Source organism: Pseudomonas sp. Irchel s3a10, assembly GCF_900187525.1.
GTDB lineage: Bacteria > Pseudomonadota > Gammaproteobacteria > Pseudomonadales > Pseudomonadaceae > Aquipseudomonas > Aquipseudomonas koreensis_G.
This window is the reverse complement of the sequence record NZ_FYDR01000004.1, coordinates 186,515-198,064: the sequence shown is the minus strand read 5'-3', so window position 1 is coordinate 198,064 and position 11,550 is coordinate 186,515. Positions and strand designations below refer to the sequence as shown.

The following is an 11,550-nucleotide window of genomic DNA, read 5'->3' as shown; positions in this document are numbered from 1 at the left end:
ATCAGGAGTGACCATGACCATTGATGACCAGGCCGCAGCGCCATCCGGGCAAATCGAACCGATCAGACACGACAATCTGCTGATCCATTTCACCACGGAATTTCACCGGATCTGGGACAGCACCGGCTCACGGGCTAAACCTGCGGCCTTCTGGCGCCCGACTCCGGCTCCGGATGTATTGCCGGGCTATTTCCCGCTCGGCGACGTGTTCGTCGCCGGGCACGACAACATTAACGGCAGCACCGTGGTAGCTGTGGTTTGCGAAGGCGATGCACCCAGTGCAGATCCGGCCATGGGCCCGGCATTAAGGCGCCCGGACGATTTCGAGCTGATCTGGAAAGATTCCGGCTCAGGCTCGAAGAAAGACGGGGCCGTATGGCGACCGATCGCCCCGCAAGGTTATGTGGCCATGGGCGCGGTCTGCTCCAATGATCACGAAAAACCTTCACTCAACGCGGTTCGCTGTGTACGCGCCGATCTGGTGGTCGCCTCGGACGTTGGCGAACTGATCTGGAATGACAGGGGCAGCGGCGCCAAGCAGAGCTTCAGTGCATGGAGTGTCATACCACCCAATGCACCGCCGGGAGAGATTCATTTCGCACCGGGAACATTTGTTGCGGCCAGCAGTTTCAACCGGCCAGAGGGCAATGTCGGTGCCTATTCACTAAGCATGCAGATCGCGCCGCTGATCCAGTCACCGCCACAGCTACCAACGCTCTCCGCAGCGCAAGCCCCAGAAACCAAAGGCGCGGCCACGCTCTCCCAAGTCATCAAGCTGCCATGGTTCGTGGTCAAGGATGACTTGTCGCCAATTGAGCAATTACGCACCACGCCGTTTTATCGCCTGGAAAGAACCGACCAGTACTATTTGGTGGGGAGCGGACATAACACGGGCGAGGAGGCACGGGCTTTCAAGTGGACTGCGCAGCGGCTGCAGAATCCGAAGACGTTGCGTCTGTTCACTCAACTTACCGCGATCAGTTTTGTGAGTCCGTGGGCATCGAAGGCAGACGCTCCTCCGTCACTCCCATTCTCGGCAAGACTGGACAGCCAGTTCACTCACAGCGAGACGTCAACCAGTGGTTGGCAGACTCCATTTGTTACCCATGTGATCGCGATGGCCGGCAAAGGCAAATTCGTCGCGGTTTATCAGCTGGAGAGTTTCTACGAGCTGCGTCGTGCTGACGGCTCGCAGGCGGGGATCAATCTGGCTTACACCCAGAACGAAAACCTGAGTCTGCTGCAGTATCCGCCGCAAGAATGCACCCACGATGCAGCGGACCAGTCGTTGCCGACGGCTACAGATAGCGCCCCATGATTTCGTCGACAATCCCGTCCTTGCGCATCTGATCCAGCGCCGCCTGCAGCCTGGCGACCGTTGCGTCCGACACGTCCTTGTTCAGCGCCAGGTACAACTCGGCGCTGTTGAAGCGCAGCACGGTCTTGAGCCCGGTGACCCCGTCCTGCCGCGCCAGATAACGCCCGGCAGGATCACCCGTGGCCCACAGGTCGATCTGGCCGTTGACCAGTTTTTTTGCGTTGTCCTGATCGCGCAGCACGACCGTGGGTTTCAAACCCTGCTTGGTCAGCGTCTCGGCAATCGCGTCGCCCTTGTAGGCGCCGATCTTGTATTTGCGTGCATCGTTGAGGGTGTCGAGGGTGATCTTGCTGTCGGCCCTGGCCAACATGATCCAGTCGTCCGGACCGATCGGGCCGACCCATTTGAAGAGTTTTTCGCGGTCCGGCAGGCGGGCCATCACGAAGGCGCCGTAACCGGGGTTTTCCAGCGCCAGTTTGTAGACGCGTTCCCATGGGAAGCGCAGCGTCAGGCTGTAGGTGAGCCCGGCGCGCTTGAACATTTCGCGCACGATGTCGGCGGCAATGCCGTTGATGTTCTCGCCCTTGGCGAAGTTCTTGCCGTCTTTCGCCATGTTGTAGGGCGGAAAGTTTTCGGTAAGGAGCACCAGATCGGTGTCGGGACTGTTTTCGGCCCGCGCCGTGTTGAGCAACAACACAGAGGCACTGGCGAGAACAAGAAGCAGGCGTTTGATCATGTCGGGCTACCGGAATCCATGGCGTGCCCAAGAGTGCCTTGGGTACGCCATGCTGTCCACTGGCCTGTACGGTTTAGCGCATCACGATGCCGCGTTTGGCCATATACGCTTTCGCTTCCTGCACGGTGTATTCGCCGAAGTGGAAAATACTCGCCGCCAGTACCGCGCTCGCGTGGCCTTCGAGGATGCCGTCGGCCAGATGCTGCAGGTTGCCGACGCCGCCGGAAGCGATCACCGGGATGCCCAGCGCATCGCTGATCGCGCGGGTCACGCCGAGGTCGAAGCCGTTTTTCATGCCGTCCTGATCCATGCTGGTCAGCAGGATCTCGCCGGCACCGAGGCCTTCCATTTTCTTCGCCCACTCGACCGCGTCGAGACCGGTCGGCTTGCGCCCGCCGTGGGTGAAGATCTCCCAGCGCGGGGTTTCGCCCGGGCCGGAGACTTTCTTCGCGTCGATGGCGACGACGATGCACTGCGAGCCGAAATGCTGCGCCGCTTCGCCAACGAATTCCGGGTTGAACACGGCAGCGGTGTTGATCGATACCTTGTCCGCACCGGCGTTGAGCAGGTTGCGGATGTCCTGCACGGTGCGCACGCCACCGCCGACGGTCAGCGGAATGAACACCTGGCTGGCCATGCGCTCGACGGTGTGCAGCGTGGTGTCGCGGCCATCAACGCTGGCGGTGATGTCGAGAAAGGTAATCTCGTCGGCACCCTGCTCGTCATAGCGACGAGCGATTTCCACCGGGTCGCCGGCATCGCGGATGTTCTCGAACTTCACACCTTTAACGACTCGGCCGTTGTCCACGTCCAGGCAAGGGATGATGCGTTTGGCCAGCGCCATGATCAGTCCTCAGCCTTGGTACGAATCGCAGAAAGCTTGCGCTTCAGCGACGTCGAGGGTGCCTTCGTAGATCGCCCGGCCCGTGATTGCACCGATGATGCCCGGCGCCTTGGCGTCGAGCAGCGACTTGATGTCCCCCAGATTGTGGATACCGCCGGACGCGATCACCGGGATCTTCGTCGCTGCAGCCAGCGCAGCGGTGAACGGTACGTTGCAGCCCTGCATCATGCCGTCTTTGGCGATGTCGGTATAAACGATCGACGATACGCCGTCGGCTTCAAACTGCTTGGCCAGGTCGATGACCTGCACGGTGCTGATTTCAGCCCAGCCATCGGTGGCGACAAACCCGTCTTTGGCGTCCAGACCGACAATGATTTTGCCCGGGAACGCGCGGCAGGCTTCAGCGACGAACGCCGGATCTTTAACAGCTTTGGTGCCGATGATCACGTAGCTCACGCCCGCCTTGACGTAATGCTCGATGGTTTCCAGCGAGCGAATGCCGCCGCCGATCTGGATCGGCAGGTTCGGGTAGCGCTTGGCGATCGCGGTAACCACTTCACCGTTGACCGGCTGACCTTCGAATGCGCCGTTCAGATCGACCAGATGCAGACGACGGCAACCGCCCTCCACCCACTTGGCAGCCATGCTCACCGGGTCATCGGAGAACACTGTGGAATCTTCCATGCGGCCCTGGCGCAGACGTACGCAGGCACCGTCCTTGAGATCGATAGCGGGAATAATCAGCATCTGGCAAACCTTCAAATTTGAATGTTCAGCTTGGCTCGGAAATCAGTTTTTCTCGAGCGCCCACAGGTCGCTTTCGATGCTTTCAAACCGCTCTTTGAGGTGGGTCTGCACATCGAAAATCGCCCTGTTGTAATAGTGCGGAGCAATTTCGCGGGTAAACAGCTCAAGAATTTCCGCCGCCTCGAACGAACCCAGGTCGAGTTCGAACCGATCCTCCATGAACCGCTGGATCTTGCGGTTGGCCTCGCTCTCCTGTTCGGGAGTGAGGGTCAGGATCGGCGGCTTGGACTTCTTGGCAGCCATTTACCAGCGACCGTCCCACGCGGCGAAGTTCTGCAGCAATTGCAGGCCATGGGTATGGCTCTTCTCCGGGTGGAACTGCACGGCGAAACGCGAACCTTCGGCCAGCGCGGCAGCGAAATCGACCCCGTAATGACCGCTACCGACCACCTGCCGCGCGTTGGCAGCGGCGATGTAGTAGCTATGCACGAAGTAGAAACGCGCCATGTCCGGAATGTCGTGCCACAGCGGGTGACTGACCTTCTGCTTCACCTCGTTCCAGCCCATGTGCGGGACTTTCAGGTGCTCGCCATCTTCATGCAGGTCTTTGCCGAAGAACTTCACCGCGCCCGGGAACAGGCCGATGCAGTCGACGCCGTCGTTCTCTTCGCTGCTGTCGAGCAGGGCTTGCATGCCGACGCAGATGCCGAGAAACGGACGATCCTGGCTGACTTCACGCACCAGCGAGTCGAACCCGAGGCGACGGATCTCCGCCATGCAATCGCGAATCGCGCCAACGCCAGGGAATACCACGCGGTCGGCTTCGCGAATCACGTCGGCATCGCTGGTGATCAGCACCTTACCGGCGCCAACGTGCTCGAGGGCCTTGGCCACCGAGTGCAGGTTGCCCATGCCGTAGTCGATAACTGCAACCGTCTGCATTACAGAACGCCTTTGGTCGATGGCATTTGCCCGGCCATGCGCTCATCCAGCTCAACGGCCATGCGCAGCGCGCGGCCGAAAGCCTTGAACACGGTTTCGATCTGGTGGTGGGTGTTGGTGCCACGCAGGTTGTCGATGTGCAGGCTGACCAAGGCGTGGTTGACGAAGCCCTGGAAGAATTCCTGGAACAGGTCGACGTCGAAGCCGCCCACGGTGGCGCGGGTGTACGGCACGTGCATCTGCAGGCCTGGACGGCCGGAGAAGTCGATCACCACGCGCGACAGCGCTTCATCGAGCGGCACGTAGGCGTGGCCGTAGCGACGGATGCCTTTCTTGTCGCCGATGGCTTTGGCGAAGGCCTGGCCGAGGGTGATACCGACGTCTTCCACGGTATGGTGGTCGTCGATATGCAGATCGCCCTTGCATTCAATATCCAGGTCGATCAACCCGTGACGGGCGATCTGATCCAGCATGTGCTCAAGAAAAGGAACACCGATATCGAATCGGGCCTTTCCGGTGCCATCAAGGTTGATCGAGGCTTTGATCTGGGTTTCCAGAGTGTCGCGCTCGACAGACGCCTTACGTTCGGCCATCACCAGCTCCGCAAAATCATTGGGCGAAAAAGGCAGCCATTATAGGCACGCGGGGCCGAAACAGAAACACGCGACGTTAGATGCCTGACGGATAGAACGCCCGGCTGTCGCGGGTAGACATGTCCATACAAGCCATTACAGGCACCCCGAAAACAACTGTAGGAGTGAGCCTGCTCGCGATGAGGGCGTGACAGCCAACATTTCCGTGACTGTCAGACCGCTATCGCGAGCAGGCTCACTCCTACAGGGGTACTACGTTTTGCTTAGTGAAACAGTACCGCCGTCTTCTGCAGGGTCACCCACACACCCCACGCCAACGGAATGCCCACCACCAGCCATGCAGCGATTGCCAGCGGCTTGCTGCCCGGTGCGGCTTTCCACTCCAGCACGGTGCTCGCATCAGCACCTTTGTCGTGGCCCAGCGCCTGTTCGGCAGCCAATTCAGCGTCGGTCATGAAGTACTTGTCGGCCACCGGACGCACCATCAGGTTGCACAGGAAACCCAGCACCAGCAGGCCGGCGAGGATGTACAGAGTGATGTCGTAAGCGGCAGCGCGTTCAACGCCGATGCTCAACTGATACTCACGCAGGTAGTTCACCAGCACCGGACCGAGCACGCCGGCCGCAGCCCAGGCAGTCAGCAGGCGACCGTGGATCGCGCCAACCATCTGCGTACCGAACAGGTCGGCCAGATACGCCGGAACGGTCGCAAAACCGCCGCCGTACATCGACAGAATGATGCAGAACGCCGCCACGAACAGCGCAACGTTGCCCAGATGGCCCATGTTCGGGATCAGCGCGTACAGGGCAAAACCGAGGGCGAAGAACACGAAGTAGGTGTTTTTGCGACCCAGGTAGTCCGAGAACGAAGCCCAGAAGAAGCGGCCACCGATGTTGAACAGGCTCAGCAGACCGGTGAAGCCGGCAGCGATCGCAGCGATCGAAGCCAGTTGCCCGGCGTCCAGTTGACCGAACGGCACGTCGACGCCCAGCAGCTTGCCGCCGAACACTTCCTGCAGCAGTGGCGAAGCCATGCCGAGGATGCCGATACCGGCCGATACGTTCAGGCACAGCACCAGCCAGACCAGACGGAATTGCGGGGTTTTCCACGCCACATTCACGTGCACGTGACGGTGGGTGATCATCGCGTTCGAGGCTTTCTTCGCCGGAGCAGTCCAGCCTTCAGGCTTCCAGCCGGTTGGCGGCACGCGGTAAGCCAGGGCGCCACCGATCATGAACACGAAGTAGATCGCGGCCATGGCCACAAAGCTTTGCCACACGCCGACACCGGCAGGCGAAGCGAAGTGGCTCATCAGCGCAGTCGCCAACGGTGCACCGACCATCGCGCCGCCACCGAAACCCATGATCGCCATGCCGGTCGCCATGCCGCGCTTGTCCGGGAACCACTTGATCAGGGTCGATACCGGCGAGATATAGCCCAGGCCCAGACCGATACCACCGATCACGCCAGAGCCGATCCACATCAGCCAGATCTGGTGGGTATAAATCCCCAGTGCCGAAATCAGCAGACCGCCGCACCAGCACAGCGCCGATACCACACCGGCCTTGCGTGGCCCAGCGTGTTCCAGCCAGCCACCCCAGATCGCTGCCGAGCAGCCGAGGAAGATGAAGAACAGGGTGTAGATCCAGCCGAGCATGGAGATCGGCCAGTCGCATTGCGAAGAGAAGATCTGAGCGATGAAGCTCATGTCCGGTGCGCAAGCCACTGGTGCAGTGACGCCCAGCGCCTTGGACAACGGCAACCAGAACACCGAGAAGCCATAGGCCATGCCGATGCACAGGTGGATGGCCAGAGCGGCCGGTGGAACCAGCCAACGGTTGAAACCGGGCTTGGCGATGATGCGTTCCTTGGACAGGAACGCAGGCTGGTCGGCGCGCAGACCGTCCGCCGTGATGCTCGTGCTCATTGTGTATCCCCCAATTATTAGTATGGTTCGCCAGCCACTGCTCACCCTCGGCCTTTATGCACGCAGGCATGACCGTTTTTTCGGGTGAAGCTCCTTGAAGGCGCGACGTTAAGTCGCAGAAGGACGGACGAACCGGCGAAGGTTACCATTTGCACGTGACAGAAAAACCAAACTGATATCACCTTTTTCATGTCATCTGATCCAGTCCCGTGCAGGAGCTGCGGAACGCTGCGATTTTTTGACCTTGTTTTGAAAGGCAAAATCAAAAGATCGCAGCCTGCGACAGCGCCTACAGGGGGCACTTCTGAGGAGGCATCAATGCCTGTCACCGTTCAAATGCTTGAAGACGCCAGTTACCAGGATCAACAGGATCTGCAAAAAATCTATCGTGACGCTCCGCAATGGCTGTTCGCACTGTATTCCGGGGACGCTCAACTGATCGAAAGCAGCCTGGCTGACGGCTCTTTGATTGCAGGACGTTTCAACGATCGCCTGCTCGGTGCAGCACGCCTGACACGGCACGACAAGGTTTGGTACTTGTCACATTTGTGTGTACGAAAAGTCACCCGACGCCGTGGGGTGGCTGAGCGACTGGTGAGCCAAGCACAGAAAATGGCGTCGCAAGCGGGTGCCCAACTGCGCCTGCTGGCACCGGCCGGACACCTTGAAACCCAGGCGCTGGCCGCCAGATTGCAATTGCCGCTGGACGTCATCGCGACATGACAGCGCCCCGAACCGGGCGGATGCAGCGCTATACTCCCCGGCTAAATTACGAATTCGACTAACTACAAGGACTCGCCCATGAAAGCGTTCGGCAAAATCCTGGGTCTGGTACTTCTCGGGCTGTTGCTGATCATTGTGGCGGCGGGCTTCGCCCTGACCCACCTGTTTGATCCCAACGACTACAAAGACGAGATCCGCCAGATTGCCCGCGACAAGGCCCACATCGAGCTGACGCTCAATGGCGATATCGGCTGGAGCCTGTTCCCGTGGCTCGGCCTGGAACTGCATGAAGCCAGCGTCGCCACCCTGATCAATCCGACTGAACCGTATGCCGACCTGCAGATGCTTGGACTGTCCGTGCGCGTGTTGCCTCTGTTGCGCCGCGAAGTGCAGATGAGCGATGTGCGCGTCGAAGGCCTGAACCTGCGCCTCAAACGTGACAAGAACGGCCACGGCAACTGGGAAGACATCGGCAAGCTGCCGACAGCCGCTGCACCTGCCGGCAGCTCGGCACCCGCCAGCGCACCTGCAGCAGAGGCCGCCGCACAGCCGGAAAAACCGCCGCAGCCGATCCGCCTCGACATCGACAGCCTGACCGTCAACAACGCCCGCGTTGAATACAACGACGAGCAGACCGGCAAGCAGTACAGCGCCGAAAGCATCCAGCTGAGCACCGGTGCGGTACACGATTCGACCAACATTCCGCTGAAAGCCACGGCGTTCCTCAGCACCAATCAGCCTGTGCTGCGCGTGCGTACCGAACTCAACGGCGAGCTGCGCATCGAGCGCGCCTTGCAGCGCTACAAGTTCGAAGACATGAAACTGTCCGGCGAACTGACCGGCGATCCGCTGCAGGGCAAGGCCATGACCTTCTCCGCCCAAGGGCAGATCTTGCTGGACAAGGCGGCGAACGTCGCCGAATGGACCGGGATCAAGATCTCCGCCAACCAGTTGCGCGCGCTCGGTGAGCTGAAAGCCAACGACCTCGACAAGACCCCGCAGATCACTGGCGGAATCTCGATCGCCCAGTTCGATCTGGCGAAATTTGTCGACAGCATCGGCCAGACGTTGCCAGCCATGGCGCCCGGCAGCCTGAGCAAGGTCGAACTGGTCAGCCGCGTGGCCGCCACGCCAACCAGCGTCGCCTTCGACAACATCAACCTGAAACTCGACGACAGCAGCTTCAGCGGGCGCATTGCCGTGGAAGATTTCGCCAAGCAGTCGCTACGCGCGATCCTCAAGGCTGACACCTTCGACGTCGACCGCTACCTGCCGCCGAAATCGGAAAAAGCCAAAAACGCCACGCAAGTGCGTCAGGCCGAAGTCGCCAGCACCGAAGCCGATGCCATGGCCGGCGCCGGCAGCACACCGTTGCCGGACAAACCAAGCAAAAGCGCCTGGAGCACCGAGCGTCTGCTGCCGGTCGAGCGTCTGGCCAAACTCGACGTCGATGCCGACCTGACCTTCGGCCATCTGACCCTCGACAAACTGCCGATCCAGAACGCCGCGCTCAAAGCCACCGGCCAGGGCGGCCTGCTGACCCTGGAGAACCTGCGCGGTGGCCTGTACAACGGCGACTTCGAAGCCAAGGGCACCCTCGACGTGCGCCCGAGTGCGCCGGTGCTGAACCTGCAAACCAGAATCAACCGCGTGCCGGCCGAGAAAATCCTCGAAAGCCAGGGCAAGAACCCGCCGGTCAAAGGCCTGGTCACGCTGACCAGCAGCCTCACCGGCAGCGGCAACAGCCAGCAGGCGCTGATCGAAACCCTCAACGGCAACGCCAGTTTCGTGATCAACAACGGCGTGCTGCTCAACGCCAACCTTGAACAGCAACTGTGCAAAGGCATCGCCACCCTCAACCGCAAAACCCTCAGCGGCGAGCCGCGGGGCAAGGACACGCCGTTCCAGGAACTCAAGGGCAACCTGACCTTGCGCAACGGTATCGCCAGCAACCCGGACCTGAAAGTGCGCATCCCGGGCATGACCGTCAACGGCGATGGCGACATCGACCTGCGGGTGCTGGGCATGGATTACCGCGTCGGCATCATCGTCGAAGGCGACACCAGCGCGATGCCGGATCCGGCCTGTCAGGTCGGCGAGAAATTCGTCGGCATCGAGTGGCCGCTGCGTTGCCGTGGCCCGCTGGAGCTGGGCGCCAAGGCCTGCCGTGTGGATAACGAACGTCTCGGCCAGGTCGCGACCAAAATGGCCGGTAACAAACTCAGCGAGAAGATCGATGAAAAACTCGGTGACAAGGTCAGCCCGGAATTGAAAAACGCATTGAAGGGGCTGTTCAAGCGATGAGAGCGGAGCAGTTTTCCACGGCGGTGCTGGAATGGTTCGACCGCCACGGCCGCCACGATTTGCCTTGGCAGCAAGACATCAACCCGTATCGGGTGTGGGTGTCGGAGATCATGTTGCAGCAGACCCAAGTCAGCACCGTGCTCAATTACTTCGACCGCTTCATGGCCGCGTTGCCAACGGTGCAAGCGCTGGCCGAAGCGCCGGAGGACGAAGTGCTGCACCTGTGGACCGGACTGGGTTACTACACCCGCGCGCGCAATCTGCAGAAGACCGCGAAGATCGTCGTCAGCCAGTACGGCGGCGAATTCCCGCGGGACGTCGAAAAACTGACGGATCTGCCGGGGATCGGCCTGTCCACCGCCGGGGCCATCGCCAGCATCAGCATGGGCCTGCGCGCACCGATCCTCGATGGCAACGTCAAACGCGTTCTCGCGCGTTTCACTGCGCAAGAGGGTTACCCGGGTGAACCGAAGGTCGCCAAACAGCTGTGGGCCAACGCAGAGCGTTTCACGCCGCACGATCGGGTCAACGCCTACACCCAGGCGATGATGGATCTCGGTGCCACGCTGTGTACGCGGAGCAAACCGAGCTGCCTGCTGTGTCCGCTGGAAAAGGGCTGCGAGGCGCACATGCTCGGCCTGGAGACACGCTACCCGATCCCCAAACCGCGCAAGGCGATCCCGCAAAAACGCACGCTGATGCCGCTGTTGGCCAATGGCGAAGGCGCGATTCTGCTTTATCGCCGCCCGTCCACGGGGCTGTGGGGCGGCTTATGGAGCCTGCCGGAACTCGACGATCTCGACGACCTGCAGCATCTGGCCGATCAGCACTCGCTGACCATGGGCGAGCAGCAAGCGCTGCCAAGCCTCGTCCACACCTTCAGCCACTTCCAGCTGTCCATCGAACCCTGGCTGGTTCAGGTGCAGGAGGCAGGCCACCACGTGGCCGAGGCCGACTGGCTCTGGTATAACCTCGCCACCCCGCCGCGCCTGGGCCTTGCCGCCCCGGTCAAAACCTTGCTCGAACGCGCGGCCGCCGTATTGAACGCAGGAGAGTCGTCATGACCCGCACCATCATGTGCCGCAAGTACAAAGAAGAACTGCCCGCGCTGGAACGCGCTCCTTTCCCGGGCGCCAAAGGTCAGGATATTTTTGACCACGTCTCGGCCAAGGCCTGGGCTGACTGGCAGAAACACCAGACCCTGCTGATCAACGAAAAGCGTCTGAACATGATGAATGCCGAAGACCGCAAATATCTGCAGGGCGAAATGGACAAGTACTTCTCCGGCGAGGATTACGCCAAGGCTGAAGGCTACGTTCCGCCTGCTGAGTAAACCCGCAAAATCGGGGGGCGGATCGTAAGCGACGGAATTAATTTAAGAAATTTTAAAAAAGTCGTTGACGTAAATCCGAAAA

Annotated in this window: 12 protein-coding genes; 5 read left to right on the top strand and 7 right to left on the bottom strand. The window is 60.6% G+C overall.

Annotation, left to right across the window (positions count from 1 at the left end; genetic code table 11):
- Nucleotides 1–13 precede the first annotated feature (13 nt).
- The gene (locus CKW11_RS13830) at nt 14–1,318 is read left to right on the top strand and encodes a Vps62-related protein (protein ID WP_095137963.1); all 1,305 of its coding nucleotides are present in this window, start codon (nt 14–16) and stop codon (nt 1,316–1,318) included.
- Here the strand turns inward: CKW11_RS13830 and CKW11_RS13825 are convergent.
- The 7 genes from CKW11_RS13825 to CKW11_RS13795 form a co-directional block, all read right to left on the bottom strand.
- Nucleotides 1,299–2,054, bottom strand: coding sequence for an ABC transporter substrate-binding protein (locus CKW11_RS13825; protein ID WP_095137962.1), 756 nt, complete (start codon nt 2,052–2,054; stop codon nt 1,299–1,301). The two genes, CKW11_RS13830 and CKW11_RS13825, sit on opposite strands and share 20 nt — an antisense overlap.
- Before the next feature lie 73 nt (nt 2,055–2,127).
- Nucleotides 2,128–2,898: an imidazole glycerol phosphate synthase subunit HisF gene (gene hisF / locus CKW11_RS13820; RefSeq protein WP_007909211.1), complete on the bottom strand. Its 771-nt coding sequence runs from the start codon at nt 2,896–2,898 to the stop codon at nt 2,128–2,130.
- Nucleotides 2,899–2,907: 9 nt separating this feature from the next.
- Nucleotides 2,908–3,645 (bottom strand): 1-(5-phosphoribosyl)-5-[(5-phosphoribosylamino)methylideneamino]imidazole-4-carboxamide isomerase, encoded by a 738-nt coding sequence (hisA, locus tag CKW11_RS13815; protein WP_095137961.1) that lies wholly within the window; start codon nt 3,643–3,645, stop codon nt 2,908–2,910.
- Nucleotides 3,646–3,687: 42 nt separating this feature from the next.
- Nucleotides 3,688–3,948 (bottom strand): DUF2164 domain-containing protein, encoded by a 261-nt coding sequence (locus tag CKW11_RS13810; RefSeq protein WP_007952545.1) that lies wholly within the window; start codon nt 3,946–3,948, stop codon nt 3,688–3,690.
- Nucleotides 3,949–4,587: an imidazole glycerol phosphate synthase subunit HisH gene (hisH, locus tag CKW11_RS13805; RefSeq protein ID WP_095137960.1), complete on the bottom strand. Its 639-nt coding sequence runs from the start codon at nt 4,585–4,587 to the stop codon at nt 3,949–3,951. It abuts the gene before it with no gap.
- Entirely contained in the window at nt 4,587–5,180 is a 594-nt protein-coding gene (gene hisB / locus CKW11_RS13800; RefSeq protein ID WP_007909204.1) for an imidazoleglycerol-phosphate dehydratase HisB, read from the bottom strand. Before hisB ends, hisH begins: the two co-directional genes overlap by 1 nt.
- A gap of 263 nt (nt 5,181–5,443) precedes the next feature.
- The gene (locus tag CKW11_RS13795) at nt 5,444–7,108 is read right to left on the bottom strand and encodes an OFA family MFS transporter (protein ID WP_095137959.1); all 1,665 of its coding nucleotides are present in this window, start codon (nt 7,106–7,108) and stop codon (nt 5,444–5,446) included.
- A 318-nt stretch (nt 7,109–7,426) separates the two neighbouring features.
- Between CKW11_RS13795 and CKW11_RS13790 the strand changes: the two genes are divergently transcribed.
- From CKW11_RS13790 to CKW11_RS13775, 4 genes are all read left to right on the top strand, one after another.
- Entirely contained in the window at nt 7,427–7,831 is a 405-nt protein-coding gene (locus CKW11_RS13790) for an acetyl-CoA sensor PanZ family protein (RefSeq protein ID WP_095137958.1), read from the top strand.
- A 78-nt stretch (nt 7,832–7,909) separates the two neighbouring features.
- Complete coding sequence (locus tag CKW11_RS13785; RefSeq protein ID WP_095137957.1) at nt 7,910–10,135, top strand: AsmA family protein; 2,226 nt, start codon at nt 7,910–7,912, stop codon at nt 10,133–10,135.
- Complete coding sequence (gene mutY, locus CKW11_RS13780; RefSeq protein ID WP_095137956.1) at nt 10,132–11,199, top strand: A/G-specific adenine glycosylase; 1,068 nt, start codon at nt 10,132–10,134, stop codon at nt 11,197–11,199. Before CKW11_RS13785 ends, mutY begins: the two co-directional genes overlap by 4 nt.
- Nucleotides 11,196–11,468 carry an oxidative damage protection protein gene (locus CKW11_RS13775; RefSeq protein ID WP_003220737.1) on the top strand — a complete coding sequence of 91 codons (273 nt, stop codon included), beginning with the start codon at nt 11,196–11,198 and terminating at the stop codon, nt 11,466–11,468. Before mutY ends, CKW11_RS13775 begins: the two co-directional genes overlap by 4 nt.
- The last annotated feature ends 82 nt before the right edge of the window (nt 11,469–11,550 follow it).